The organism is Neobacillus solisequens, assembly GCF_051233465.1.
Taxonomy (GTDB): domain Bacteria; phylum Bacillota; class Bacilli; order Bacillales; family Cytobacillaceae; genus Neobacillus.
Map to the genome: position 1 here is coordinate 1 of NZ_JBKFGJ010000012.1, position 25,579 is coordinate 25,579.

General features: G+C 39.5%; 30 protein-coding genes. 8 read left to right on the top strand and 22 right to left on the bottom strand.

The features are described 5' to 3' along the window. Window positions 1–212: 212 nt before the first annotated feature. From lysA to ACI3K6_RS13625, 17 genes are all read right to left on the bottom strand, one after another. The gene (lysA, locus tag ACI3K6_RS13545; RefSeq protein WP_435555251.1) at window positions 213–1,517 is read right to left on the bottom strand and encodes a diaminopimelate decarboxylase; all 1,305 of its coding nucleotides are present in this window, start codon (window positions 1,515–1,517) and stop codon (window positions 213–215) included. Between the two features lie 176 nt (window positions 1,518–1,693). Beyond that, a complete protein-coding gene (locus ACI3K6_RS13550) occupies window positions 1,694–3,175 on the bottom strand; it encodes a spore germination protein (protein WP_435555252.1) in 1,482 nt (493 codons plus the stop codon). Beyond that, a complete protein-coding gene (gene spoVAEA / locus ACI3K6_RS13555) occupies window positions 3,126–3,737 on the bottom strand; it encodes a stage V sporulation protein SpoVABEA (RefSeq protein ID WP_435555253.1) in 612 nt (203 codons plus the stop codon). The genes ACI3K6_RS13550 and spoVAEA overlap by 50 nt, the downstream gene beginning before the upstream one ends. 27 nt (window positions 3,738–3,764) lie before the next feature. Continuing rightward, window positions 3,765–4,187 carry a stage V sporulation protein AB gene (locus ACI3K6_RS13560; RefSeq protein ID WP_335476562.1) on the bottom strand — a complete coding sequence of 141 codons (423 nt, stop codon included), beginning with the start codon at window positions 4,185–4,187 and terminating at the stop codon, window positions 3,765–3,767. After that, a complete protein-coding gene (locus ACI3K6_RS13565; protein WP_435555254.1) occupies window positions 4,177–4,797 on the bottom strand; it encodes a stage V sporulation protein AA in 621 nt (206 codons plus the stop codon). The genes ACI3K6_RS13560 and ACI3K6_RS13565 overlap by 11 nt, the downstream gene beginning before the upstream one ends. An 82-nt stretch (window positions 4,798–4,879) precedes the next feature. Beyond that, window positions 4,880–5,638 (bottom strand): RNA polymerase sporulation sigma factor SigF, encoded by a 759-nt coding sequence (gene sigF / locus ACI3K6_RS13570; RefSeq protein ID WP_435555255.1) that lies wholly within the window; start codon window positions 5,636–5,638, stop codon window positions 4,880–4,882. Between the two features lie 12 nt (window positions 5,639–5,650). Next, on the bottom strand, window positions 5,651–6,091 hold the full coding sequence (spoIIAB, locus tag ACI3K6_RS13575) for an anti-sigma F factor (protein ID WP_335476565.1): 441 nt from the start codon (window positions 6,089–6,091) through the stop codon (window positions 5,651–5,653). Then, complete coding sequence (spoIIAA, locus tag ACI3K6_RS13580; protein ID WP_335476566.1) at window positions 6,092–6,442, bottom strand: anti-sigma F factor antagonist; 351 nt, start codon at window positions 6,440–6,442, stop codon at window positions 6,092–6,094. Between the two features lie 173 nt (window positions 6,443–6,615). Next, window positions 6,616–7,788, bottom strand: a complete 1,173-nt coding sequence (locus ACI3K6_RS13585) for a D-alanyl-D-alanine carboxypeptidase family protein (protein ID WP_335476567.1) — start codon at window positions 7,786–7,788, stop codon at window positions 6,616–6,618. 349 nt (window positions 7,789–8,137) lie between these two features. Beyond that, the gene (locus ACI3K6_RS13590) at window positions 8,138–9,442 is read right to left on the bottom strand and encodes a pyrimidine-nucleoside phosphorylase (RefSeq protein WP_335482306.1); all 1,305 of its coding nucleotides are present in this window, start codon (window positions 9,440–9,442) and stop codon (window positions 8,138–8,140) included. A 35-nt stretch (window positions 9,443–9,477) separates the two neighbouring features. Further along, window positions 9,478–10,662: a phosphopentomutase gene (gene deoB / locus ACI3K6_RS13595; RefSeq protein WP_435555256.1), complete on the bottom strand. Its 1,185-nt coding sequence runs from the start codon at window positions 10,660–10,662 to the stop codon at window positions 9,478–9,480. A gap of 228 nt (window positions 10,663–10,890) precedes the next feature. Further along, window positions 10,891–11,784, bottom strand: a complete 894-nt coding sequence (gene xerD / locus ACI3K6_RS13600) for a site-specific tyrosine recombinase XerD (protein WP_435555257.1) — start codon at window positions 11,782–11,784, stop codon at window positions 10,891–10,893. 5 nt (window positions 11,785–11,789) lie between these two features. Continuing rightward, window positions 11,790–12,017, bottom strand: coding sequence for a YqzK family protein (locus tag ACI3K6_RS13605; RefSeq protein WP_335482300.1), 228 nt, complete (start codon window positions 12,015–12,017; stop codon window positions 11,790–11,792). A gap of 138 nt (window positions 12,018–12,155) precedes the next feature. Continuing rightward, window positions 12,156–12,617 (bottom strand): ferric iron uptake transcriptional regulator, encoded by a 462-nt coding sequence (gene fur, locus ACI3K6_RS13610; protein WP_335482298.1) that lies wholly within the window; start codon window positions 12,615–12,617, stop codon window positions 12,156–12,158. A gap of 108 nt (window positions 12,618–12,725) precedes the next feature. Beyond that, the gene (gene spoIIM / locus ACI3K6_RS13615; protein WP_435555258.1) at window positions 12,726–13,373 is read right to left on the bottom strand and encodes a stage II sporulation protein M; all 648 of its coding nucleotides are present in this window, start codon (window positions 13,371–13,373) and stop codon (window positions 12,726–12,728) included. Between the two features lie 129 nt (window positions 13,374–13,502). Then, entirely contained in the window at window positions 13,503–14,669 is a 1,167-nt protein-coding gene (locus ACI3K6_RS13620; protein WP_435555259.1) for an endonuclease Q family protein, read from the bottom strand. Further along, on the bottom strand, window positions 14,666–15,220 hold the full coding sequence (locus ACI3K6_RS13625; protein WP_335482292.1) for an NUDIX hydrolase: 555 nt from the start codon (window positions 15,218–15,220) through the stop codon (window positions 14,666–14,668). Before ACI3K6_RS13625 ends, ACI3K6_RS13620 begins: the two co-directional genes overlap by 4 nt. A gap of 73 nt (window positions 15,221–15,293) precedes the next feature. Here ACI3K6_RS13625 and mciZ point away from each other — a divergent pair, with 73 nt between their 5' ends. Further along, on the top strand, window positions 15,294–15,425 hold the full coding sequence (gene mciZ, locus ACI3K6_RS13630) for a Z-ring formation inhibitor MciZ (protein WP_335482290.1): 132 nt from the start codon (window positions 15,294–15,296) through the stop codon (window positions 15,423–15,425). Between the two features lie 56 nt (window positions 15,426–15,481). Beyond that, window positions 15,482–16,396 carry an aldo/keto reductase gene (locus ACI3K6_RS13635; protein WP_435555260.1) on the top strand — a complete coding sequence of 305 codons (915 nt, stop codon included), beginning with the start codon at window positions 15,482–15,484 and terminating at the stop codon, window positions 16,394–16,396. Window positions 16,397–16,522: 126 nt separating this feature from the next. Here ACI3K6_RS13635 and ACI3K6_RS13640 read toward each other — a convergent pair whose 3' ends face one another. Beyond that, a complete protein-coding gene (locus ACI3K6_RS13640; RefSeq protein WP_435555261.1) occupies window positions 16,523–16,771 on the bottom strand; it encodes a YqkE family protein in 249 nt (82 codons plus the stop codon). Window positions 16,772–17,268: 497 nt separating this feature from the next. On the opposite strand from ACI3K6_RS13640, the gene ACI3K6_RS13645 reads away from it, so the two are divergent. The 3 genes from ACI3K6_RS13645 (at window position 17,269) to ACI3K6_RS13655 (ending at window position 19,402) form a co-directional block, all read left to right on the top strand. Next, a complete protein-coding gene (locus ACI3K6_RS13645) occupies window positions 17,269–18,183 on the top strand; it encodes a hydroxymethylglutaryl-CoA lyase (protein WP_435555262.1) in 915 nt (304 codons plus the stop codon). A 56-nt stretch (window positions 18,184–18,239) separates the two neighbouring features. Beyond that, window positions 18,240–18,380: a hypothetical protein gene (locus ACI3K6_RS13650; protein WP_335474309.1), complete on the top strand. Its 141-nt coding sequence runs from the start codon at window positions 18,240–18,242 to the stop codon at window positions 18,378–18,380. Window positions 18,381–18,466: 86 nt separating this feature from the next. Next, complete coding sequence (locus ACI3K6_RS13655) at window positions 18,467–19,402, top strand: alpha/beta hydrolase (protein ID WP_435555263.1); 936 nt, start codon at window positions 18,467–18,469, stop codon at window positions 19,400–19,402. A 54-nt stretch (window positions 19,403–19,456) separates the two neighbouring features. Here ACI3K6_RS13655 and ACI3K6_RS13660 read toward each other — a convergent pair whose 3' ends face one another. Both ACI3K6_RS13660 and ACI3K6_RS13665 read right to left on the bottom strand, forming a co-directional pair. Beyond that, the gene (locus tag ACI3K6_RS13660) at window positions 19,457–20,881 is read right to left on the bottom strand and encodes a M24 family metallopeptidase (protein ID WP_435555264.1); all 1,425 of its coding nucleotides are present in this window, start codon (window positions 20,879–20,881) and stop codon (window positions 19,457–19,459) included. Between the two features lie 127 nt (window positions 20,882–21,008). Continuing rightward, entirely contained in the window at window positions 21,009–21,329 is a 321-nt protein-coding gene (locus ACI3K6_RS13665; protein WP_335474303.1) for an iron-sulfur cluster biosynthesis family protein, read from the bottom strand. Window positions 21,330–21,483: 154 nt separating this feature from the next. Between ACI3K6_RS13665 and ACI3K6_RS13670 the strand changes: the two genes are divergently transcribed. The 3 genes from ACI3K6_RS13670 to ACI3K6_RS13680 all read left to right on the top strand — a co-directional run bounded on the left by ACI3K6_RS13670 (window position 21,484) and on the right by ACI3K6_RS13680 (window position 23,565). Next, window positions 21,484–21,690 (top strand): CDGSH iron-sulfur domain-containing protein, encoded by a 207-nt coding sequence (locus ACI3K6_RS13670; protein ID WP_335474301.1) that lies wholly within the window; start codon window positions 21,484–21,486, stop codon window positions 21,688–21,690. A 319-nt stretch (window positions 21,691–22,009) separates the two neighbouring features. After that, window positions 22,010–22,435, top strand: a complete 426-nt coding sequence (gene fabZ, locus ACI3K6_RS13675) for a 3-hydroxyacyl-ACP dehydratase FabZ (protein WP_335474316.1) — start codon at window positions 22,010–22,012, stop codon at window positions 22,433–22,435. A 122-nt stretch (window positions 22,436–22,557) separates the two neighbouring features. Beyond that, on the top strand, window positions 22,558–23,565 hold the full coding sequence (locus ACI3K6_RS13680) for a ketoacyl-ACP synthase III (protein ID WP_435555265.1): 1,008 nt from the start codon (window positions 22,558–22,560) through the stop codon (window positions 23,563–23,565). Window positions 23,566–23,721: 156 nt separating this feature from the next. Here ACI3K6_RS13680 and ACI3K6_RS13685 read toward each other — a convergent pair whose 3' ends face one another. Together ACI3K6_RS13685 and ACI3K6_RS13690 are read right to left on the bottom strand one after the other, a co-directional pair. Then, entirely contained in the window at window positions 23,722–24,057 is a 336-nt protein-coding gene (locus tag ACI3K6_RS13685) for a YolD-like family protein (protein ID WP_335474297.1), read from the bottom strand. A gap of 33 nt (window positions 24,058–24,090) precedes the next feature. Then, a complete protein-coding gene (locus ACI3K6_RS13690) occupies window positions 24,091–25,350 on the bottom strand; it encodes a Y-family DNA polymerase (protein WP_435555266.1) in 1,260 nt (419 codons plus the stop codon). Window positions 25,351–25,579: the final 229 nt, after the last annotated feature.

Sequence of the window (25,579 nt, forward strand, 5' to 3'; positions counted from 1 at the left end):
TTGAATATCGCCGCTGCATCGTAAGATGATGTACCCGTTTCGTTCATATAATTTAGTACACCAATTTTATACTCAAGGGAATAGTTTGTATAGTTTTTTTGGAAAGCTTCAATCCCTTGGTTTCTTCTCCAGTAAATTTGGCCATAAAAAAACCCCCGTAAATGTCAGATTGGTGTCTAACATTTACGGGGCATATCATTTCGCGGCAGCTTTTACTTTAGTGGTAGATCCAGTTTTACTAAGTCTTCATATGTTTCTCTTTTTACTACAAGCGTTGCTTGACCGTTCTCAACAAAGACTACGGCTGGTCTTGGAATACGGTTATAGTTGTTTGCCATGGAATAGCCGTATGCACCCGTACAGAAGACCGCTAGTATGTCTTCTTCCGCTGATTGCGGCAAGGGTAGATCCCAAATCAACATATCCCCTGATTCACAGCATTTACCTGCTATGGAAACAGTCTCTTCTGACTGTGCTAATGGGCGATTTGCATACACAGCCTCATATTTAGCCTGATAGAGAGAGGGACGAATATTATCACTCATGCCGCCATCGACTGCAAGATATTTTCTGACACCAGGCACATCTTTGGAAGAACCGGTATGATATAACGTGATTCCCGCATCTCCCACCATTGAACGCCCCGGTTCAATCCAAATTTCCGGCATCGAAAGCTGATATTGTTCTGTCAGCTTTTTTACTTCTTTGATAATTTCACTAACATATTGGGAAGGCTGAATAGGCTCATCTTCCTTTGTATATCGGATACCAAAGCCACCACCTAAATTTAACACCTGGGCTTCAAAAGAAAACTTATGATTCCAATCGGCCATCTTTTCAACTATTTTTTGAGCAGCAAGTAAAAAGCCAGTTGTTTCAAAGATTTGGGAGCCAATGTGGCAATGAAGGCCTAAAACATTAAACTGGTGAAATGTTAATACTTCAGCTAAAGCTTGCTCCGCCTGACCGTTTTGAAGATCAAAGCCAAATTTAGAATCCTCCTGCCCCGTCAAAATATAATCATGTGTATGGGCCTCAATTCCCGGAGTGATTCTCAATAAAATATTTACATTCACATTTTTTTCATGACAGATCTCTTTTAATAGACCGATTTCATAAAAATTATCTACAACAATACAGCCGATTCGGCTATCCAATGCCATTTCTAGTTCTTCTCGGCTTTTGTTATTACCATGAAAATGGATTTTCTCAGGTGGAAATCCTGCAGCAATAGCTGTATATAATTCCCCTCCAGAGACTACATCTAATGATAATTCTTCTTCTTCTGCAAGCTGAACCATGGCTACTGTTGAAAAAGCTTTACTGGCATATGCAACTTGAAACTTTATATTTTGCTCAATAAAAGCTTGTTTAAAGGCGCGAGCTCTCTCTCTTATTAAAGCCACATCATATACATATAAAGGAGTACCAAATTTAGTTGCCAGTTCGACGGCGTCGACTCCTCCAATTTCCAAGTGGCCGTTTTTATTAACGCCTGTTGTCCCGTAAAAGTACATTCCCTTTCCCTCTCTCCATCACGACTACTACATCATATGTAGACAATCATAATAAATATAAACAAATAGACAGAATCTTAAATAGAAACTGCCTATTTTAAAAACTTTAGCCCTTTATTTAATTAAAATTACTTTAGCACAACTGTAAATTTTGCGCAATTTTTTTTAATGGGAATTTATCCATTAGGTGGCTGCCGATACCTGTTCCTTGGGTGAACAATACTTGGTCTAAGAACAGCACCCGGTATTGCCCTGCGAAAGATGATTTGTAAAAACCCTTTTGGTTCAAATGGAAGAAACGGCCATAAATAAGGTGTATTTAATGCTCTCATATTGACTAACAAAATGAGAAACAGCGTTGTACCAATAATAAATCCTGGAGTATGGAAAAAGGCGACTAACAGCATTAAAATCATTCTGGCAATTTTATTGGCCACACTCAATTCATAGCTCGGTGTCGTAAAGGTTCCAATCCCCGCAACTGCTACATATAATATGACTTCAGGTACAAATAACCCAACACTTATGGCAATTTGACCGATTAATACAGCAGCAATAAGTCCCATCGCTGTCGACAACGGTGTTGGTGTATGTATGGCAGCAATCCGTAAAAATTCAATTCCAAAATCAGCTAGGAACAGTTGAATGATAATTGGAATATTGGTTTGCTCATTTGGTCCGATAAAGGCCAACTTTTGCGGTAACAGAGAAGGTTCAAGTACAAATAGGAGCCATAACGGCAACATAAAAATAGAAGTTAATACACCCAAGAATCGGGTCCAACGAACAAATGTACCCATAGCTGGAGATTCCCGAAATTCTTCAGCATGTTGAACATGATGAAAATATGTTGTAGGGGTGATGATGACACTAGGTGAGGTATCGCAGTAGATCACCACATGTCCCTCTAAAATATGCGCAGCTGCAACATCTGCTCTCTCTGTATACCGTACTAAGGGATATGGGTTTATTCCTTGTTTGACAATAAATTCTTCCAAAGTTTTGTCTGCCATCGGGATTCCGTCTATATTAATTTCGCTTAGTTCTTTTCTAAGGATATTTAGTAAATCCGGGTCCGCTACATCCTCTATATATCCGAGTGCCACATCAGTTTTAGAACGGACACCCACCTTGTGCATTTCGAAACGGAGCCGCTCATCCCGGATTCTCCTTCGCGTTAGCGCTGTGTTAAGGATAATATTTTCTACGAACCCGTCACGCGCTCCCCTTACCACCTTTTCTGTATCCGGTTCTTGCGGAGAACGCCCTGGATAACTTCGTACATCTACAATAAACGCGGTACTATACCCTTCAACTACAACAGCAATTAGGCCTGACAATACTTGTGTCACTACCAAATCAAGTGTTTCTGCCTTATCGACTGATTGATTGACTAATCTATTTTCAATAATCTTAAAAACATCTGTTGAAAGCTTTTCATGATCGTTGATTTGGACAAGCTCTTCTATTAATTCAATAATAAATCTAGTATCACATAACCCGTTCACATAATAAATTTGGACTTCTTTTTTTAATATTTGTAACTTACGGACTCCGAAATCAAAGCTTACCCCAAGTCCGACCCGTTGTTTCATATAATTTTCAACTTCATGGACTGATTCCGGGATCGGCCATTTCTCTTCCTGCTTTTGTGTCATAAAAACCACTCCTTTCAAGGATAAGTTCAACAGCTTTCTCTGTAATCGGAGAACCTAGCTTATATGAATCATGTCTGGCCATTTTGCCGATATCCCCAATACCAACAATAATGGGGATATCCAATTCATCCAGACTATAGACTGTATCTCCATTTATTCTGCCAATTTCAAGTTCTGGTATACCATGTTTATCTACACCATACGGGGTTAGATTACCGTCACGATCGATACAAACATCGACTCTTGTCCACTCCGCATGTCTAGATTTCGCCGCAACAGCAATTGCCCCTAGAACTATAATATCTTTATGTAAGGCTACATATTTGAGGGCATTTTCACCGGCCCCCTCTCCAACCATTCCACTGTCATCGAACATTACCAAAACAGGGTCATTTTGTGCCTTTTTGATTAAATTCACTAATTCAGCACCAGTCAGTTTGGATGGATTTCCTTGAGACTTAGAAATGCAGCGTCCACCAATTTTCTTGGCAACCTGCTCCAGAGTCCTTTTGGTATATTCATCACCATCAGTAACTAATATGACACGCCTTTCTCTACTCATATTTGGTAGTCCTTTCTGGGTGATTTTTTAGTGATGGACAAAGTATAGCCATTGGAAAATGGATCCAAAAATTTTCCCTAGAACGATGGCCATAATTAAAATAACAATTTTTCCATCTAATCGAATCCTTTTTGCCAAAATCGGAAATACATTTAAAGCTTCGGTTAGTCCTGCTGCAAGCATGCCCACAAAGACGCCTCCGGCAAGACCCAATGGGATTAAAAAAAGGGCTGAAACATTGAACGCAGGATCCCTTAAACTGGCAACAACCCCTGTAACAGCCCCAATAATAACGGACATTTCGTAATGATGAATCATTTTCATGGTTTTAGATAACTGGGTTAATCTTGGTATGACTCCTAGAACCGTCAGAAATGCAACAAACCCGGAACCAACTGCCAAGCCGCTTGCAAATCCCAGAAAAAGAGTGGCCAAAATTTTAATCGTCATAGACGCGTTTCATGCTTTCTTTATTTTCATGGATAATGACATAATTATCTAAATCCATTTGATAATTAAACATTTCTACTTCTAAAGGGCTTGGTTCGTCATTGATTCGTTTTTTAAAGACATGATTAAAAAATAAAATCATGCCTAACCCCAATCCAATGGAGTAAGGTATTTGAAATAGCAATGGTTTTACCTCTCGTTTTCCGGTAATGATGGTATATATTTTTTCCTGTACACTTTTCATGCTAACATCGTCATGAAAGTTCATTAGTGTCATGGCGGAGCCAAAAAATAATAGAAACCAAATTAAAAGAAAAAAAGGAATCGACACTCCTTTTTTCTTTGTCACTACCTCTACGATGGTTTGGGCAGGACCGATTGTTTGGACTTCTAAATCATGGTATTGAGCGGAAACCAATTGAATGACCTTCATAACATCGATAATGACAATGTTACCATCGTGGTCTGATACTTGGTGAACAATCATTGAGGACAAATGGGGCAGCAAATCCTCTGCGGCAATAATTTGTGCCACATCTTTTAATAAAACATGATGATCTGGCCGGGTTTGAACTCGATTCCGCATGCGAATATAGATTGTTTTTTCCAAAACATTCACTTCCCACACAAAAATTCTCGTATCAGTAGTATGAGTAAAATTCCCTTTTTTTATGAAAAAAAGACCACATGGATTATAGATCCATATGGTCTTTCATTTGCTGTAAGATTTTTTTCTCTAATCTTGAAACCTGCACCTGTGAGATACCCAGTCTTAAGGCGACTTCTGATTGAGTTTGATCTTTGTAATATCGCAAATAAACAATCAGTCTTTCGCGTTCATCCAATTCCCGAATTGCCTCTTTTAAGGCAATTTTATCGAACCATTTCCCTTCATTCCCATCATCAATTTGGTCTAATAATGTGATAGGATCCCCATCATTTTCATAGACGGTTTCGTGAATAGATGAAGGTGTTCGACTTGCCTCTTGAGCGAGAATGACATCTTCAGGTGAAAGTTCAAGATGTGTTGAGATCTCATTAACTGTGGGTATCCTCCCCAGTGTTTTGGAAAGCTCATCTTTTGCTTTGCGAATTCTGTTTCCCATTTCCTTTAAGGAACGGCTGACCTTCACTGTCCCGTCGTCACGAATAAATCGTTGGATTTCACCAATGATCATCGGTACTGCGTATGTGGAAAATTTAACATCGTAAGATAGGTCAAACTTATCAACAGATTTTAACAGCCCGATACAACCAATTTGGAACAGATCATCAGGGTCGTACCCTCTATTTAGAAATCGTTGGACAACAGACCAGACAAGGCGCATATTTTTTTCGATTATTAAATCTCTGGCATCTTGGTTTCCGTCTTGACTCTTTTTAATGAGTTCCTTGACTTCCTGGTCCTTTAAGAATGTTTGATTTTGATTGTTCTTGACCTCCACATCCATTGGCAAGTCTCCTTAATTGCAAAGCATTTTGCTGGATTTTAAATGCTTCCTGAGTCTAACTTCGGTTCCTATACCTGGTTGTGAATGAACCTCTACCTCATCCATAAAATTTTCCATGATGGTGAAACCCATACCGGAACGTTCCAATTCCGGCTTCGTTGTAAATAATGGCTGTCGAGCTTCCTCCACATCAACAATTCCTAGTCCATTATCTTTAATGGACAGATTGATTAAGCTATCTTTAATTTCAACATGGATATAAACAACACCGTTTGCGTCATTTTCATAACCATGGATAATTGCATTTGTTACTGCCTCGGAAACAACTGTCTTAATCTCGGTCAGTTCATCCATAGTTGGGTCCAGTTGGGCAATAAATGCGGCAACAGTTACACGAGCAAATGATTCATTTTGACTTAAAGCACTGAATTGAAGGGTCATTTCATTCTTCATTCAGGCCACCCCCAATCTTTGCAATGCAAACTCTTCCGTCGGCTCCATTTTGATAATTTTAAACAGACCGGACATGTCGAATAGCCTTTGTATTGCAGGGGAAATTGCACAAACGACCATTTCACCGTGCACCTGTTTAATTTGTTTATATCGTCCTAAAATAACACCCAAACCAGAGCTATCCATGAAGGTTAGCTGTTCCAGATTCAAAACAATATGACGAATTCCATTCTTTTCAATCACAGCAGTAGATGATTCTCGAAGCTCGTCTGCTGTATGATGATCTAATTCACCGCTAAGACGAATACATAAAACGTCATGCCTTGTTTCTAGTTCAATGTTTAGACTCACTATCTCGGCCTCCTTAATCTTGTATAAGCAATAGCACAAAGGTGCTGCCGCTTTTCTAAGGTATAGTGAGTCAATTCGCCTTGTGTCCAATAAATTCCTTCCCATGATACAAAACTAGTTGTAATTCGCTAAAAGAAGTGAAATCCCTTCGACATTCGACATTGGCATGGGTTTTATTTACCCGCTTTTGAAAACATTCCAAAAGCACGCTTATAAAGAGTCCACCAACTTGCCTCGTTTACATTTGATTTTGCAACAAGTGGACTTTCAAGAATCACTTTTCCATCCTGGATCAGCTTAATGGTCCCTACTTTATCTCCCTTATGGATGGGGGCATTAAGATTTTTTTGCATAATGACTTTACGTTTTACATTTTCCGTCTTTTCACCTTTTTTGGTTAACAATGAAAGGGGTTCACTTGTGACAGCCTTGACGGTTTTTTCCTGCCCCTTGCTGATTTTAGCTTCACCTATAGCCTGATTGCGCTTATAGATGGAATGAGTTTGATATTGACTAAAGGCATAATCAAGCATCTTGGTTACCTGAGCATTACGTTCCTTTGAGGTAGGAGCTCCAAACACCACGGCAATGACACGCATCCCATTTTTTTGAGCGGTGGCGGTAAGGCAATATTTTGCTTCCGCAGTAAAGCCCGTCTTTAATCCATCCACCCCAGGGTAGAAACGGACCAATTTATTGGTATTGACCAACCAAAACTTTTTATCGGTATTTTCTCTAAGATAAGCTTCATATAAACCCGTAAATTTAGTAATATCCTCGTATTTTAAAAGCTCTTTTGCCATGACTGCCATATCATGTGCTGAGCTATAATGCCCGCTTTCCGGCAGCCCAGTAGTATTTTTAAAGACTGTATTTTTTAAACCTAATTCCTTTACTTTTTGATTCATCATATCCACGAAGGCTTCCTCAGAACCGGCAATCCGTTCGGCCATGGCCACTGAAGCATCGTTTCCAGAACCAATGGCAATGCCTTTTAGCATTTCCTCGGTTGTCATTTCCTCACCGGGTTCAAGGAAAATTTGCGAACCACCCATGGAGGCCGCATATTCACTGGTACGGATTTTTTCCTTCCAGCTCAACTTCCCTTTATCAAGGGCATCCATGATTAATAACATCGTCATAATTTTTGTCATACTTGCTGGCGGAAGCTTCTCATTGCTATTTTTCTCATAAAGAACCTTCCCGGTATCACGTTCAATCAAGATGGCAGATCTGACACCTGCAACAATATCAGTTCCCTTTTTCTCCTCAGCCGCAAAAGCAGACGGAGCCCCTACACTGGAAAACATTAATAAAGTAATGATCAAATAGACCAATCGTTTCATTCGCATAACCCTCCATTCTGTATAGCCAACATTTTTTCCAAAAACAAATACTTTATACAATTATTTCCTGTTATTTTTTTATAAAAAGGCTGTGTTAAAGAACAGTGTTGATTTTTTAAACTCTGTTGATTGGAGCGGAAGGTGCGAAGACTCCTGTGGGAGTAAGGTTCTGGAGAGACCCCGCAGGCGCAAGCGCCGAGGAGGCTCGCCGAAACGCCCACGGAAAGCGAAGCACCTGGAGCGCAAATCAACAGCCAAGTTTAACAGACCTATAAAAAAAAACGGGTGACAGGTACCATGTGGAAATTTCACATGGTCCTGTCACCCTTTCTACTTTTTAAACAGTTCTCTATTCTGTTATTTCCTCATGGATGAGGGTTGGGGCTGCTACTATATTTGTTGAAATCTTGATATTCTCGTATAGCTTATGTTTCACTTCAGCTACGTCTTCGAAGTTACTGTAGATGGTTACTAAGGATTCACCTTTTTTGACTTGGTCTCCGATTTTTTTTCGTAAGACCAATCCTACTGCAAGGTCGATGTTTGATTCTTTCGTAGCCCTACCTGCACCTAGCAACATGGCTGCTGTTCCAACTTCATCAGCGACGATTTCAGATACATAGCCATCTTGTTGTGCCTCCAGTTCAAATACAAATTTAGCCTGCGGCAATTTGGAAGTATCATCTACAATGGAAGCATCTCCGCCTTGAGAGGTTAAGAATTCTTTTAACTTGGCAAGTGCTGTACCATTGTTTATTGCATTTTCCAACATGGTTCTAGCTTCTTGCAGTGAACCGGCTTTTTGGCCTACGTACACCATATGGCTGCCAAGTGTTAAACAAAGCTCGGTTAAATCTTCTGGTCCTTGACCTTTTAATGTATCGATGGCTTCCTTTACTTCAAGCGCATTTCCAATTGCAAATCCGAGCGGTTGACTCATATCAGAAATAACCGCCATTGTTCTTCTGCCGACATTATTTCCAATTCGCACCATGGCTTTAGCCAATTCGCGGGAATCATCTAGTGTTTTCATAAAGGCACCTGCGCCTGTTTTTACATCTAGAACAATTGCATCAGCTCCAGCAGCAATTTTCTTACTCATGATCGAGCTGGCAATAAGTGGAATGCTTTCAACCGTTGCCGTAACATCTCTCAGTGCATAAAGCTTCTTATCCGCAGGTGTCAGGTTGCCGCTTTGACCAATAACAGCGATTTTATTTTTATTTACTAAGTCAATAAACTCAGCGTTATCAATTTCGACGTGGAATCCAGCTACCGATTCTAACTTATCAATGGTGCCACCCGTGTGACCCAAACCACGGCCCGACATTTTCGCAACAGGAACGCCAACGGCGGCGACAAGTGGTCCTAATACCAAGGTTGTCGTATCCCCGACACCGCCCGTTGAATGTTTGTCTACTTTAATTCCTTCGATTTGCGATAAATCGATTTCATCACCTGATTTCACCATCGCCATGGTTAAATCAGCACGTTCTTGTTCTGTCATTCCTCTAAAGACGATTGCCATCGTTAAGGCACTCATTTGATAATCAGGAATTGAGCCTTCTGTATATCCTTGAATAATGAAATTAATTTCCTCTGTGGTTAATTCAAGTCCGTCACGTTTTTTCTCGATCAGATCAACCATTCTCATTATCAATCACCACTTTACGATTTATTAATCATTACTTATTCCATTTCGTTTAAAAAGCTTTTACCATTTTGCGGCATTTTCACTTTAAAATTGTCAGCTACCGTAGCGCCCAGATCAGCAAACGTTTCTCTTAAAGGCAATTCTTTACCTTCTTTTATCCTTTTCGAATAAACTAACAACGGTACATATTCACGGGTATGGTCTGTTCCAGGAGCTACTGGGTCATTTCCATGATCCGCAGTGATCATTAATAGATCATCTTCCTTCATCTTTTCAAAGACTTCCGATAGCCTTGCATCATACTCTTCTAAGGCTTTTCCATAACCGATTGGATCACGGCGATGTCCGTACAAAGCGTCAAAATCAACGAGATTTAAAAAGCTGATTCCATTGAAGTCCATATCTAATGTTTCAACCAGCTTATCCATACCATCCATATTCGAAACCGTTCTCATTGATTTCGTTACACCCTCGCCATCATAAATATCGGAAATTTTTCCGATTGCGATGACGTCAAAGCCAGAGTCCTTTAATTCACTCATAACGGTACGGTCAAATGGCTTTAAAGCGTAGTCGTGACGATTGGCTGTCCGCTTAAAGTTACCCGGCCCACCGAGGAATGGACGAGCGATTACTCTTCCAACCATATACTTTTCATCAAGCGTTAATTCACGAGCTATTTTACAAATCTGATACAACTCTTCAAGTGGAACAATTTCTTCATGCGCCGCAATTTGCAACACAGAATCTGCTGAAGTATAGACAATTAATGCTCCGGTTTTCATATGTTCTTCGCCAAGTTCATCGAGAATCTCTGTTCCACTGGCAGGCTTATTACCGATAATTTTCCGGCCTGTTCTCTTTTCTATTTCTGACAGAAGTTCATCTGGGAACCCATCAGGAAATACCTGGAATGGAGTTTGGATATTCAAACCCATGATTTCCCAGTGGCCTGTCATTGTATCCTTGCCGTTTGAAGCTTCCATCATCTTTGTATAAAAAGCAAGCGGCTTTTCTGCTTTTTCAATTCCCTTAATTTCAAGAATATTACTTAATCCTAATTTTCCCATATTCGGCATGTTTAGACCATTCATTTTCTCCGCTATATGACCGAATGTATTTGCTCCTTTATCTCCGAACCTTTCAGCATCAGGTGCTTCCCCAATCCCTACGGAATCCATTACAATGATAAAAATACGTTTATATGTATTTGCTGCCATTTACAAATTCCTCCTTTTTATTTTGACACCGTTTACAATTCCAAGAAAACATTAGACATAAATAGGATTCCCTATTTAGGTCTATTTAACCTACAAATGACTACATATTTGTCAGAAGTCTGACTTCTTTATTTTACTAGATATATCGAAAATTACAAGAAAAAAGCTGCTAAAACTACAGCAGCTTTCTAACATTTATGTGAACATCTCTATAAAACTGTAAATATATTAAGCCCGCGGGTGAAATTTTCGATATACATCATTTAGCCTTGTTTTCGTAATGCTTGTATAGATCTGTGTCGTAGAGATATCTGCATGTCCAAGCATCTCTTGGACTGCTCTTAAATCTGCGCCATTTTCAATTAAATGCGCAGCAAAGGAATGTCTTAATGTGTGGGGTGTCAGTTCTGTAGCAATGCCTGCTTCGGCTGCCAACCTTTTTAAGATTTTCCAAAATCCCTGCCGAGTCATTCGCTTTCCTTGATGATTGAGAAACAATGCCGTATCTTGGTGTTTTTTTGAGACAAAATGAGGTCTCCCTTTTTCTAAATAAGTTGATACTGCTTCTGTGGCCGTTTTCCCTATCGGTATAATTCGTTCTTTATCGTTTTTGCCTTTGCATCGGATAAATCCCATGGTTAACTGGATATCTTCCATTTCTAAACCAATCAATTCACTAACTCTGATGCCTGTTGCATATAACAACTCCAGCATCGCCTTATCCCTTATGCCATAATGATCAGCAGGATTGGGAGTAGCTAGCAATGTTTCTACTTCCGGCAAACTGAGTATGTTAGGAAGGGATTTTTCCATTCTTGGCGTTTCGATTTGCACAGATGGATCATGGTCCGTTGCTTTATCTCTTAATAAAAATTGGTGTAACGCACGAATCGAAGCGATGTGACGTGCAATCGTTTTTGCTGATTTTCCCTGTTCCTTTAAAAAATCGAGAAAATGAATAATATGTACTCGCTGAACTTGATTTAATGTGTCCAAAGACTCTACTTTTTTCAGATAGTGCACGTAGTTTTTCAAATCACGTTCATACGAGAGAATCGTATTTTTGGCCTTAACAGCTTCAATACTTAAATATCTTAGAAAATTGTTTACTTGTTCTTCCATTATTTTTACTCCCCATTTAAATAAAACAAAAATAGCCGATCCAGCATGGAAGAATGTTTTTGATTGACTGCGTTAGAGACTTTCACAGCAGATCCTTCCGGTTCATCATAGCGATGATAGTTTCGGTATTCATCAGATACCCACATGATACCATAATAGAAAAGAATCGTGCATCCGGTAAATATAATAAACACCTTTAAGGTCTGCATTGCCATTTTCATAAAAGAGAACATCCTTTTTTCCCCCAATTTCTGCCTATTCTAATAAATGGTATGCCAATTTGTACAAGTTTTATACCTTTTGTTAGCTAGAAATTAGCGGAAAGAAGGACAAAAGAAAAAAGCCCTTTCTATCGAAGGACCGTTTGCTTTTTATTTAACATTTTCCTCAACTTTTTTTTCCTGGCACCGATGGCAAATACCGTGGAAAGTCAGGCGATGATCTTTAATTTTAAATTTCCATTTGTTTTCGACGATTGCTTCAACGTCTTCCAATAAATCTTCTTGAATTTCATCAACAGCGCCGCATTCAATGCAGACTAAGTGATGGTGAAAATGCGCTGCGCCCTCTTGACGCAAATCATAACGAGAAACCCCGTCACCAAAATTTATTTTATCGACTATTTTCAGTTCCGTTAATAATTCCAGCGTTCGATAAACAGTTGCTAGGCCTATTTCAGGCGATTTTTCCTTAACGAGGAGGTACACATCTTCCGCACTTAAATGATCCTCTTCATTTTCTAGCAAAACTCTTACGGTTGCTTCGCGCTGAGGTGTAAGCTTGTAGCTTGCTGAGTGCAACTGCTTCTTTATTCTCTCAATTCTAGTTTCCATCGTGAAGTCCCTCCCTCGCCACTGTTAATTTTCATTATAACAGATGATAAAGGAGATTCAAAATAAAATTATTATAAATAAATGATTAGATAAATTATTATATAATTATTATTTTAACATAGAGGAACTGATCATAGTTTTCATCAACCACGGTGATACATAAGCTTCTAGACCCGAAGCCACGGATATAAACACCAGTGCAGCTACTAAGGCTACAACATAACCTTTAAAGAAAGGCAGAATCGGTTGAGCATATTTTTTCATGAATTGCTTCTTTATCATTCTCATTGAGAAAATAACAGAAAAGGCTGACATTAGGATAAAGATCGGAATAATCACCAGGTTTTGTGGCATAATCGAGGCCACTGCAAGACCGAAGCCCTTCCAGCCCATTTGACTGACAAGGAAACCAACCGTAAAGCCTACTACCATTCCTTTTAGAAATAAGAGAATGAGAATAATAGGAAGACCAATAATGGAGATCCCCAGCACCCACATTAAACCAATAAACTTGCTGTTGTGGAGGAAACTTTGCACAAATATATCACTGTTATCAGCAACTTCCCCATTGGAAACCTGCCCGAAAAATTGTGATAAATAATAGAAGAGATTCTCTTTTTGGGTAAAGCTCATACTATTGACGACAATGGCTCCAAAGATGACTCCCATTAAAAACAGGACTACAATAAAAAGAAAAATTGAGGAATACTCGCGGAAATAACTGGCGGCATTGGACTGGTACAAACGTTTTTTCATTTACGCTTCCTCCTATTAAGTCATTCGTTAATACAGTCTATGGCCACTCTAGTCTTTCTATGACTTAATTTAATAGATTTTAAAAACCCGGCAGTTTTTTTGGTCAACTGCCGGGTTTCTAGCTATTATTTATTGGTCTGCAATTTTTCCATATTTTCCACCGCCACCTGCCGCCAGATGGACTTTACCTTCACGGGCCTGCATAATGAATTCAGCAATTTTCTCAGGAACCACTTGCGCTAATGCCTCCTTGGGCACCTCATGTAAAATAGCCATTTCACTTCCAAAGTGATCGACCAGTTTTTCAAGCAGACGCGGACCTAATCCCGGAATAAATTCAAGCGGAACTTGATGAATGTAATGGGGCCGATCAGCCCTTCCCGTTGCTGCCGTTTTCAATTCAAGAATCCGGTCAGCCACACCTTTAATGATTTTCTCACTGCCGCAAAGGTTACACAATTGATCATCATTTGGAACATGATTCAAGCAGTTGGCACATACCGTTTTATGGTATTTCCCTAGTAACGGGTCCAATCCATAATTGGCGATTACTCCCCTGCCATCTTCACCTTGTAAGGCTTTTTGCAATTCCAAAAAAGTCGGTTCCTCCATGGCTATGACCTGATATTCGCGGGCGATTTTCGCAAGAGAATGGGCATCTGAATTTGTCACAAAGGTATACGCATGTAATTCACCTAATTGATCAGCCATTTCCGTATCAGAGCTTAAACCTAGCTCAATTCCATCGATCAGGCTTGGATCGAACACCTCGGTTAAAGAATGATTCACGCCTTTTCCATAGAGACTTTTAAACGGTGTAAACACATGAGCAGGGATAAAAATACCGCCCAATTCTTTTGTTTTCTTTTGCAATTGAAGTCCCGTTATATACACCCGCTGTGAACTCAACTGAATATTTTTCAAATGGCCGGAAAGCCAATTCGAGAACTCTCTCATTTTTGCGATTGTCGGCATATAACAAAGCACATGGATGGGGCCGTTGCATTGTTCATCATAAATTTCTAATTCAGAACCTGGAATGACCGTTAAATCGCCAAAGACCAAACCTCCATTTTGGTGCTCAACTACTTCACCGCTTTGAATAAGACTCTCCATCTCGAGAATCACTTCCGGGGAGTGACTATCAATAATTCCGATCATATTTAACCCTTTTTCATGCCTGGCGTGTTCAATAATGTTCGTAAAGGTCAGCGATTTGGATCCGGTGATTTTAACTGGTTTACCGGTCCATGTCCGGCCAATATGAATATGCAAATCGACATAGTAGCGATTCATCTAAGCTTCAACGCCTCTTGTAATTGTAGGTATTGGACAGCATAAATCGTTTTGGCATCATAAATTTTTTGTTCCTGTACATATTGGAGGGCCTCCTCTAGAGTAATTTCTTCCAAATTTACAAATTCGTCCTCATCAAGCCCAGCTGCATTTTCCTTCTTTTTTAGCCCTTTTGCCAAATAGACATGGACAATCTCATCTGCAAATCCCGGCGATGTATAAAAAGAAGTAAGCAATTCTAAACTTGCACATTCATAGCCTGTCTCCTCTTCTAATTCACGTCTGGCGCAAACAGCCGGTTCTTCGCCCTTTTCCAATTTCCCTGCAGGTATTTCCACAATGGTTCGTTCCAATGGTTTGCGATATTGTTCAACCATTACCATTTTATTCTCATCCGTAACCGCTAAAATGGCCACTGCACCGGGATGTTTAATAATTTCCCGCTTAGATTGCTTTCCGTTTGGAAGCTCCACATCCTCCAAATAAAGACTGACGACCTTTCCTGAAAAAATTTCCTTACTATGAAGTGTTTTTTCCTCTAACTTATTCATATGTATCATCTCCTGTTCTAGCCCGATAAGGTTCCGTCATACATTTTATCATACTTGACTTGGGGGGGATGGGATGAAAGTATATGTACATGACAATGGCGTGATCCTTGTCGGCAAGGGTTGGGAAGTAGTTCAAAAGCTTAAAGAATATAACAAGGAGTTTGCAACCGTCTCTGAATGGCTGCAAAGTGTCCATAAACCCTGATATTTGTAGTCTCCCCCTTTCTTTTATAAAATTGTAAAAAGAAAGGGGGAATTTTTTTGAAACAAAGGAAACTTGGAAATTCAAACTTATTTGTAAGTGAATTGGGACTTGGCTGTATGTCAGTTGGAACAGATGAAATATATGCCCGTCGGATTATTGAAACTGCCCTTGAGGAAGGAATCAATTATTTTGATACTGCCGATTTATATGATATGGGTGAAAATGAAACAATCGTTGGGAAAGCGTTAAAAAATGTCCGTGAACAGGTGATCATCGCGACAAAAGTTGGGAACCGTTGGAAACCGGATCAAAGCGGCTGGACCTGGGATCCATCCAAGACATACATAAAAGAAGCTGTGAAAAATAGCTTGAAACGGCTTGGAACTGATTATATCGATCTGTATCAACTGCATGGTGGCACGATTCTGGATCCAATTGATGAAGTGATTGAGGCTTTTGAGGAATTGAAGACAGAGGGATTTATTCGTTATTATGGAATTTCATCGATTCGTCCAAATGTTATTAGGGAATACATTGCAAAATCAGGATTGGTTTCAGTCATGATGCAGTACAGTATGCTTGACCGCCGCCCGGAGGAAAAGGTACTGCCGCAGCTTCATGAACATGGTATAAGTGTGGTTACCCGTGGTCCGCTTGCTAAAGGGCTTTTAAGTGACAAAATGGTAGAGAAATTGGCTGCCGGAAAAGGATATTTGGATTATTCTTTTGAGGAACTGTCTGAAGTTCTGCCTCATCTAAAAGAAGGGGTTGAAGGTGTGCGTTCTTTTACTGAAGTAGCCCTGCAATATAATTTGGCAAATCCTGTGGTTGCGTCTGTCGTTGCCGGTGCAAGCAGCCCTGAACAGGTTAGAGAGAATGCCAAGGCAATTAAAAGTCAGCCTTTGACGAATGAGGAAGTTTCCCTTATAAAACAAGTAACGAAGGCTAATACCTATCAAGAGCATCGTTAACTTACATTTCCGGGCGACAGTTTTTTCTGCCGCCCCTTTTTTTATTTAGGCTCTTTTAAAATTGTCTGTTGATTTCCGCTCCAATCAACAGAGTGTAAAAATCAACACTGTTCTTTAACTCAGCCTTTATTTAAATTCCTTCCAATTCATGCCGCTTTCATTTAAGAGTTCTTCAAACGATTTATTTTTTTCCTTTAATCTTCGTTCTTCCCGCTTCCTTTGCTCTTCCAGTTCCCGTTTTTTCTCCGCTTCTGCTTGGAGTTGGTCCTGCTGTTCCTTTAATTTTCTAATTACATCAGGATTCATCATATCCTTAAGTGTAACTGCACCATCATCTTTTTTTGGTTTTGATTTTGGTTGATTTTTCTTCTTCATCTTTTACCACTCCCGGTGTTACAAATATATTTTTCATTATAGCATTGGTTGACCCTTTCCATGAAGGGCACTAATTTGTTTTGTCTTTTCTTTGATGGATGAAGGATGATTTTCCTGATTTTCAATTACGTTTTGGCTTTCATGAGGATCATGAAAGACCTTTTCTTAGAATTTCCAATGCAATTTGTCTTTCATAAGCCCGATGAAGGACACTTCTCTGTATCTTCCGTTTCAATTTGGCGTTCATAAGCACCATGAAAGACATTTTGACTGTTTCCTTGATTTATTTTGTCTTTCATCGACTTGATGAAGAACACCTCTAGTTGCGTTTTGGCTTTCATCAGCTTCATGAAAGACACTTTTCTTATTTTTTTAAAACGTTTTGTCCTTTATTGACCTGCTCGACCGCTCTTATTTTTCAAAAAATTACCTTTATTCTTGATTATCTGAATTTACTCCTTTTACAATAAAGGTATGACTGTATTGGGAGGTTTCAGATGTTTACTTTACCTAAAAAAGTGACAATCATTGAAGTGGGGCCGCGTGATGGGCTGCAAAATGAAAAACAATTTGTACCGACTGAGGTCAAGAAACAATTTATCTCCAAGCTTAAGCGTGCAGGAATTAAAGAGATGGAATTGACCTCGTTTGTGTCTCCAAAGTGGGTACTGCAAATGGGAGATGCTGCCGATATTGTGGCTGATTGCCTTGATGATGAGACTAGAAACATAGTGCTCGCCCCTAATCGCAAAGGAATCAACAGGGTTTATTCTACCAATTGCAAAGCTGTGGCCGTTTTTGTCGGAGTCAGCAACAGCTTTAATGTAAAAAACATTAATAAATCGACCCTAGATAGTCTTAATGAATTACGTCCCATCATTCTAGAGCTCAAGGAAAAAAAATACTTTGTCCGCGCCTGCATCTCCACTGCGTTCTATTGTCCTTATGAAGGGAAAATAGATGAGACTGATACCTTAAACCTATGCCGCGAATTTGTCGCTGCGGGCGTTGACGAATTAAGTGTTGCGGACACCATTGGAATGGCTGCACCCACCGAAGCGTATTCTCTGTTTTCAAAACTAAAAGCTGAATTCAATCAAACACTGTTGACGGCACATTTCCATGACACCAGAAAACTTGGTCTTGCCAATATACTGGCATCCCTTCAAGCTGGCATTGATCGATTTGATACTTCTGCCGGAGGACTGGGAGGCTGTCCTTTCGCACCAGGAGCCAGTGGAAATACCGCAACAGAAGATGTAGTCTACATGCTGGAACGAATGGGAGTTGCTACAGGAATTGATCTTAATAAGTTAATGGCAGCTATTGATGCCGTTCGCCCGCATCTTTCCAGACAGATTGAAAGCGGTTTCTTTAACCTTTATCAAACCGGAATTCCGATTCGTGAATAATCCCGCCTCAAAACATCCATCTTATTAGGTGTATAACGTTGAAGGGAGATTAGCTCATGAGTCAAAAACGAGATAAAGGGAACAGCCAAGCAGGGAAAAACTATGCAGAAACAGCCGGTACCGACAAACGGGTAATCGCATCAGAAGAGATTGAAAAGGCCATTCACCCAACAAAGCGTCAAAACTCTGAACAATAACCATTAAAGATAACAAGCCGCTCATTAGGATAAGCGGCTTTTCTTATGGTAAAATAATTTGTAAAACCTTCCAGGAGGTGCCGCATGTGAAAAAGGCATTTCGAACCTTATTTATCCTGTTATTTTTCTGGCTGGCTCTCGCCTTATATTTTACTAACCGAATCATGTATATGAAAAAGAAGGATGAGGATTTTATTTTACAGCGCGAACAGGAAGCTGGCAGATACAACCCTGAAGAATTCTCAGCACTTCCTCAGCGTGATGTGGAAATCTCATCACCTTTTGGCTATAAGATTAAGGCTCTACTTGTAGAACCTCATCAAACCAATCGATATATGATCATTTCACATGGGGTAACGGAGACCAAAATCAATTCCGTCAAATATATGAACCTGTTTCTGGAGCGCGGGTTTAATGCCCTTATTTACGATCATCGGCGACACGGAGAATCGGGTGGGCAAACGACAAGCTTTGGTCATTATGAAAAATTTGATTTAAAAACGATCGTCGATTGGCTAAAAAAGGAGAAAGGGTCGGATCTGCTTCTAGGCATTCACGGGGAATCCATGGGGGCGGCAACCATGCTTCTATACGCCGGTCTTCTTGAGGATGGAGCGGATTTTTACATTGCTGATTGTCCGTTTTCTGACTTTAAGCAGCAGTTAGCCTATTTGATTAAAAAGGATTTTAAGCTACATCCTGGCCTGTTGCTCCCGATTGGTGATGCCATTCTCCGCCTTCGTGACAAGTACTCGATTCGAAATGTTTCACCCATATCCGTGATTGAAAACATTAAACATCCCGTATTATTTATCCACAGCCGTAAAGATGACTTTATTTTGCCTACTATGACCCATGAGCTCTTTGAGCAAAAAAGAGGGCCAAAAATGCTCTATATCGCGGAAAACGGGCGGCATGCCCAATCCTTCAATGAAAACCGTGCCGATTACGAACGGATCGTGGATGAATTTTTACAGACATATATTGATGTGTCTTTGCCTGGTAAGATCTCTTCCACATAGGATGAGAATAGCCGATATGGTGTCTTCTCCCATATCGGCTATTTTATTGTTTGTTTAGGAGGTTGGATGAAATAATAAAGCCTCTTCCTTATTTAATAAATATGGTCTAAAATAGCCTACTGTATCTGACAAAGGGAGAACCTCCGGATGCAGTTGAATATGTAGTTCCTGTTGGATATAATTTCTTCTCTTTATAAACCTATTCCATAATTGCGGATAGTTAGCTTCTATTTCCTTTCGTAATGAATCATCAGCCAGAGCGATTCCAGTCTCTGCACTGGCTCCCCCATAATTTGGAACAGAAGGAATAATATCAATTTGAAATAACATTCCACTTTTTAAAATCGTGCTGGATTGAGAATAAATGGGAGAAGATAACCATTCCTCATCTGATACAAAATGTCCCGGATTTAAATGCCAATTATATTTTTCTTTCGGCAAGACTTGCTCGATTACATTATATAATTGTCCACCTGTCATTCCAATTTTCATATTTTCCAACCATGCCACCACAGCCGAATAGTATGGAATCGCCAATATTTCCAAATAATCTCGAACATCATTCGGAAGTTCATCGGTTTTTGATACGACATACCCCGCCCTGCTTGCTAATCCACCTTTATAACCGGTTGTGATGGAAAATTTATCACCAAGAGTTACTGCTTTTTTTCTTGGGTAAATGACAGCATTCGTAAAGCGGTCACCGGTAGCACAGATTGTCGTGACATTATGCGGTTGTCCAAATTTAGAGAGGAATGATGCCAATTCTGTTTCGGTTTTACCGATTTCAAGATGGTTTAATGCCTCTAATACACAATCTGATGCTAAACTGGAACCAAACTCATAATAGTTAATCTCATCCGCATTATTAATGGTTCTAATTCCGCTGTTTTCACCTATAAAAATTTCACTGCTATTCGTTACTCTAGCGGAATTCTCCCGTGCCAACTTTTGTAATGTATCAACAATGAAATATGGAACATCAAACAATGGTTGATCTTCCTCGTATTTACTTGTGAATACCTTCCATCCAACAACACCTATACATTTCCCATTAAACTGAATAGCATCTCCAATGATGTCTTTGAAACTCTTTTGATTTTCCATCGGCTGATTAGGCAAGGAAAAGTGAGGTACATGAACAACATTTGATTGTAAACGAGAATGTTTGGCTAACTTTAGATTTTCATTACCAAGAAATAGGGTTGACTTCCCACTAGAATCAAGAGCTAATAGAGCTTCTTCAAATCGTGGAACAAAGCCCGTTACATACTCAAAATTGGAGCCGTGTTCTCGATCAGCATATATGAAAACGAGATCAATTCCATTTTTATTCATAGCGTTTAGGAGTTTTTCTTTTCTTTCACGAAATGTTTCATCCGATAAACATACAGGATGATCATTAAAATTTATTTCTGGGTATTTCACTTTGGATAATGAAAATTTTTCTATGCTATATTTCTCTTTTAAATGATTCATCTGCTCATTTCCTCCAACTTAAATAGAAAGGCCCATAAAAAACAGGGATACCCACAATATAGGGTATCCTTTACAAACATGACTTTATTCTATTGTTCATTAACCGTTCAGTATTTTAGTCTGTTTTTTATTTTATGATCAAGCTCATATGCCCATTCAGGATTTGCTGCGGGCTTTTTAACTGAAAGCCATGCATGGAATCGGAGTAGTCGATTTTCATATTTTCATCAAAAAATACCATTTTTGATTTTTCCATATAGATAGGGCCATTATTTGTTTCAATAGCCGTGTCGTCTTCATCTAATTCGGAAATAAACCATAAAGCGAAAACACCATCTACCGCGCATCCGCAGCCTTCGATATCATATTTTAACTTCAAATATCCATCACGGCCAACTGTTTTCTCCTTGATTTTTGCTGTTGCTGCCTCTGTTATGATGATTTCCAATGTTTAAAGCCCCTTTCAGTTTGCATATGATGATTGTATCACAAGATTTTTGTGACGATTTCGATTTTGCTCTCATCATTAATATTTGCATTTTCTTCCATTTGAAGTTAATCTCAAGTTATTACGAACAATTTATTTAAAAGGGGTGTCGAGGATGTCAAAAGTTCAGATTAAAGTAAATGATAATGGATCACTGCGCATTACAGGCGAGGTAGAATTGTTAGATGGCGAGGGTAATGTGTATACTACAAAGCCATCCTTCTCATTGTGCCGCTGTGGTTTGAGCAACAATAAGCCATTTTGTGACGGCTCACATAAGGGGAAATTTGAGTCACAGGTCCGTGTTCCAAAAGAAGATTAAGTAAAAGGAAAATTAAAGATAGTGGCATGTTTTTATTATGAAAATAGTGGCTAGTCTTTAATGTCGGACATTGTTTAGAAATTAGTACATCACTGATATAAGTGGTGTACTTTTATTTTTTTTGCAGTTACGCAAACACGACGAAACCATTCACCGATGGATACTTTTAGGTACGTTTACCTAGCTGTATAGAAATTAGTAGATAACATTATTGTGGAAGATTAGGTGAATAAACCCTGAAATTTATTACCAACTATTAGTACTTAGTGATAAAATAATAATTGATTCTTATAAAAATTAGTGCAGGGAGGATGTAATGTTGTTGGAAACTCAAAAAATCAAGGAAATTATTAGGCATCGCTATCCATTTCTATTAGTGGACAGAATTGTGGAATTAGAGGAAGGAAAAAGAGCAGTAGGTATAAAAAATGTAACAGCAAATGAGGATTTTTTTAACGGACATTTCCCTAATTACCCTGTTATGCCAGGTGTTTTAATTGTGGAGGCATTAGCTCAAGTAAGTGCAGTCGTAATGTTAACGAAGGAAGGAAACCAAGGACGGTTAGGTCTTTTAGCAGGAATAGATAAATGCCGTTTTAAAAAACAAGTAAGACCAGGTGATCAACTACAACTCGAAGTTGAAATTACTCGATTAAAAGGACATATTGGGAAAGGGAAAGGGATTGCTTCCGTTGATGGAGAATTAGTTTGCGAGACAGAATTGATATTTGCATTTGGTGATTAACTTTTTTAATCATTACGATCTAATAATCGTTACTTTACTTCATAAAGAGTAAAGCATATTTTTATATTAAAATTAGTACCAGTTACTAACACTAACTTATAATTGAACATGGGGTGAAACGTATGTTAGGAACAAGAATAACGGCTATCGGGACATATGTACCAGAAACAAAATTAACAAATTTTGAACTTGAACGAATGGTTGAAACAAATAATGAATGGATTCTTCAAAGAACAGGTATACATGAACGTAGAATTAGTCGTCCTGATGAATTTACTAGTGATTTATGCGTAGCTGCCGTAAAGGATTTAATGAAAAGATATAATAAAAAAGTCGAAGATGTAGATATGATCATCGTAGCAACAAGCACTCCAGACTTTCCATTTCCATCTGTTTCAAGTATCATACAAAATCGTTTAAATATTGCTCAAACGGGTGCCATCGATTTAAGTGCGGCTTGTGCAGGATTTGTTTATGCAATGCATACAGCTCATAGCTTTATTGCTTCTGGACTCCACAAAAAGGTACTTGTTATTGGCGCAGATACCATCTCCAAAATTACGGATTATACTGATAGAAGTACATGTATTTTATTTGGTGATGGGGCTGGCGCAGTATTGATTGAAAGCGACGAACAATCCAACAGTTTTATCGGATTCCATTTGGGAAGTGACGGAAGTGGCGCACAACATGTGTATCGTCCTGGACTATCCAAGAAGGTTAATGGAATTGAGTTGGTTGATACTCAATATCTTGTTCAAAACGGCAGGGAAGTGTTTCGTTGGGTTGTAAGAAATGTTCCTGATAGCGTAAAACAAATTCTAGAAAAAACTCAAACGAATTTAGAGCAAATTGATTGGTTTATCCCTCACAGTGCTAACTTACGGCTAATCGAACCGATTAGTGAAAAAGTAGGATTTCCAATGAAAAAAACTCTTTATAGCTTGGTGAACTTTGGCAATACTTCTGCTGCAACAATTCCTTTAGCACTTGACCTTGGAATCCGTGAGGGAAAAGTTAAAAACGGAGACCATGTTCTTTTGTATGGTTTTGGTTCAGGTTTAGTTCATGCTGGACAATTGCTACATCTAAATTTAGATGAACAAATTAATGCACCAAAACCATTGTAGAGTAAAACATTGTGAAATATTCCACTTAAAATAAACTCGGGATCTCCTCAAGCTCCTTGTAATATCATAGGCTGTTGTGGTGGTAATGGAGGCATTTATTGTACAAAAAAGGATAGATGAATAAAGGTATTTTAGTCCTGTTCATCTATCCTCTCTTTATTCATCAGTGAGCCGTATGTCAGCAATGGTGTCAATGGGAATTCGATGGGTTTCTTGAAACCGGTCCACTACATGCAGCTTATGGGAGATTTCATCCCAGTAATGAATTTTGCCAATGACGATTTCATAGTTTCGCTGTCTGTAATGGGTAATGGTCACGTACTGATCAAATTCGATGGCCTCTGCGAGTATTTCATTCATCAGCTCAAACTGCTGTTCATCCATTTCAATCTTTTCCTCGTACTGATCCTCTTTCACCCAATCTCTGAGTAATTTCACATGCTCAGGAAGCATCATTGATGTCCATTTGATTCTTCCGCGGTCGCGAATCATCGTTTTTTCCTTCTTTCCGTATTGTCTTTCTTTTTACATTTTATGCCCTCCAACCAAAGTAGCCCGGTGTTTGGCGGTTCCTCCGGAGGTGTAAGAAACTGCCCGCAGCAGGGATCCCGAGCCAAAGCGTCTGCGGACAGAATCAACGACATAGCCCAACTCGCGCCGTTTATGGGCTCCCCTATCAAAAAGATTAAGCTGAAGCTCGCAATCATCCACAATATTGGCAAGAGAAATGGAAATTTGCCTGACCGTCTTGCCATTATAGTGCTCGTAAAATAATTCAAGGCATACACGATAGAGATCCATCGTTACATTGGTCGGCTGCAGAATGGTTCTTGAACGGTGAAAACCGCCTCCGAATTCATCCTGACTGTAGCCGACTCCCAGACTGATGGTTCTTCCTGCTTTTCGCCTTGTCCTCGCTCTCCGGGCAACCTCTTCACACATTTCTAAAATGACATGCCTGATCTCCTCTTCATCCTTATAATCCCTTAGGAGAATTTGACTTTTTCCAAAGCTGATCTGCCCTTCAATGATTGGTGCCCCCAAATCAGAAAGGTCCACTCCCCAGGCATGATAATAAAGCTGATTGCCCATAACACCGAACTTTTTTTCCAGCTGTTCTAAATCATAGCGGGCCAGTTGGCCAACCGTGAAAATGCCCATACCGTTTAACGTTTTTTCAACACGACGGCCGATTCCCCACATTTCTCTAAGCGGAGATACCTTCCACAGCTTGGTCTGGACATCTTCATAGGTCCACTCCGCTACTCCATGACGTTTTGCCTCAAGATCGAGGCAAAGCTTTGCTAGCAACATATTGGGCCCAATGCCAACCGCACAAGGCAACTGAAATTCCCGTTCAATATCCTTTTTGATTTTTTCAGCAATTGTCTCGGCGTCTCCCCACAAATGCAGGGCCCCATCCACCTTAATAAAGCTTTCATCAACACTGTACGTGTGTATGGCTTCTTTTGGCACATAACGGTTGAACACACGAGAGATCTCGGTGGAGATACGCAAATACGTTCGCATTTTCGGTTCGGCCAAGATAATTCGCGGGTCTTTGGGAATCTCAAACAGCCGTGATCCTGTTTTGATGCCGAATTCCTTTTTCAGCTTAGGTGAAGCTGCAAGTACGATACTCCCCTCCCTGTCTTTATCCCCGACTACCGCCAAATAGCAATTCAACGGATCAAGTCCCTCCATAACTGCCGAACAGCTGGCGTAAAAGCTCTTCATGTCTACACATAAAATTTTATTTTGCGGTAAGGTGCTGTAATCAACCATGAAATTCCCCCACAACCCCAAAAATACGAACATTAGTTCTTTATATTATATTTATTATCTTAAGCGAATATACGTTCCTATTCAATGGAAATTTTTTGTCGCTTACCGTAATCCTTTTTCTTGGAAATTTTTTATTTGAACAAAATATGACATCCAAGGAATATACCGGTAAAAACTCATGTATTTAATCACTTTGATGCATGAATATACAACAAAAGCTTATAAAAAC

Excerpts from the sequence above, each read along its gene's own strand:
- lysA (WP_435555251.1), bottom strand. The coding sequence starts at position 1,517 with ATGTACTTTTACGGGACAACAGGCGTTAATAAAAACGGCCACTTGGAA.
- ACI3K6_RS13550 (WP_435555252.1), bottom strand. The coding sequence starts at position 3,175 with ATGACACAAAAGCAGGAAGAGAAATGGCCGATCCCGGAATCAGTCCAT.
- spoVAEA (WP_435555253.1), bottom strand. The coding sequence starts at position 3,737 with ATGAGTAGAGAAAGGCGTGTCATATTAGTTACTGATGGTGATGAATAT.
- ACI3K6_RS13560 (WP_335476562.1), bottom strand. The coding sequence starts at position 4,187 with ATGACGATTAAAATTTTGGCCACTCTTTTTCTGGGATTTGCAAGCGGC.
- sigF (WP_435555255.1), bottom strand. The coding sequence starts at position 5,638 with ATGGATGTGGAGGTCAAGAACAATCAAAATCAAACATTCTTAAAGGAC.
- spoIIAB (WP_335476565.1), bottom strand. The coding sequence starts at position 6,091 with ATGAAGAATGAAATGACCCTTCAATTCAGTGCTTTAAGTCAAAATGAA.
- ACI3K6_RS13585 (WP_335476567.1), bottom strand. The coding sequence starts at position 7,788 with ATGAAACGATTGGTCTATTTGATCATTACTTTATTAATGTTTTCCAGT.
- ACI3K6_RS13590 (WP_335482306.1), bottom strand. The coding sequence starts at position 9,442 with ATGAGAATGGTTGATCTGATCGAGAAAAAACGTGACGGACTTGAATTA.
- deoB (WP_435555256.1), bottom strand. The coding sequence starts at position 10,662 with ATGGCAGCAAATACATATAAACGTATTTTTATCATTGTAATGGATTCC.
- xerD (WP_435555257.1), bottom strand. The coding sequence starts at position 11,784 with ATGGAAGAACAAGTAAACAATTTTCTAAGATATTTAAGTATTGAAGCT.
- ACI3K6_RS13605 (WP_335482300.1), bottom strand. The coding sequence starts at position 12,017 with ATGTTCTCTTTTATGAAAATGGCAATGCAGACCTTAAAGGTGTTTATT.
- fur (WP_335482298.1), bottom strand. The coding sequence starts at position 12,617 with ATGGAAACTAGAATTGAGAGAATAAAGAAGCAGTTGCACTCAGCAAGC.
- spoIIM (WP_435555258.1), bottom strand. The coding sequence starts at position 13,373 with ATGAAAAAACGTTTGTACCAGTCCAATGCCGCCAGTTATTTCCGCGAG.
- ACI3K6_RS13620 (WP_435555259.1), bottom strand. The coding sequence starts at position 14,669 with ATGAATCGCTACTATGTCGATTTGCATATTCATATTGGCCGGACATGG.
- ACI3K6_RS13625 (WP_335482292.1), bottom strand. The coding sequence starts at position 15,220 with ATGAATAAGTTAGAGGAAAAAACACTTCATAGTAAGGAAATTTTTTCA.
- mciZ (WP_335482290.1), top strand. The coding sequence starts at position 15,294 with ATGAAAGTATATGTACATGACAATGGCGTGATCCTTGTCGGCAAGGGT.
- ACI3K6_RS13640 (WP_435555261.1), bottom strand. The coding sequence starts at position 16,771 with ATGAAGAAGAAAAATCAACCAAAATCAAAACCAAAAAAAGATGATGGT.
- ACI3K6_RS13645 (WP_435555262.1), top strand. The coding sequence starts at position 17,269 with ATGTTTACTTTACCTAAAAAAGTGACAATCATTGAAGTGGGGCCGCGT.
- ACI3K6_RS13650 (WP_335474309.1), top strand. The coding sequence starts at position 18,240 with ATGAGTCAAAAACGAGATAAAGGGAACAGCCAAGCAGGGAAAAACTAT.
- ACI3K6_RS13660 (WP_435555264.1), bottom strand. The coding sequence starts at position 20,881 with ATGAATCATTTAAAAGAGAAATATAGCATAGAAAAATTTTCATTATCC.
- ACI3K6_RS13670 (WP_335474301.1), top strand. The coding sequence starts at position 21,484 with ATGTCAAAAGTTCAGATTAAAGTAAATGATAATGGATCACTGCGCATT.
- ACI3K6_RS13680 (WP_435555265.1), top strand. The coding sequence starts at position 22,558 with ATGTTAGGAACAAGAATAACGGCTATCGGGACATATGTACCAGAAACA.
- ACI3K6_RS13685 (WP_335474297.1), bottom strand. The coding sequence starts at position 24,057 with ATGATTCGCGACCGCGGAAGAATCAAATGGACATCAATGATGCTTCCT.
- ACI3K6_RS13690 (WP_435555266.1), bottom strand. The coding sequence starts at position 25,350 with ATGGTTGATTACAGCACCTTACCGCAAAATAAAATTTTATGTGTAGAC.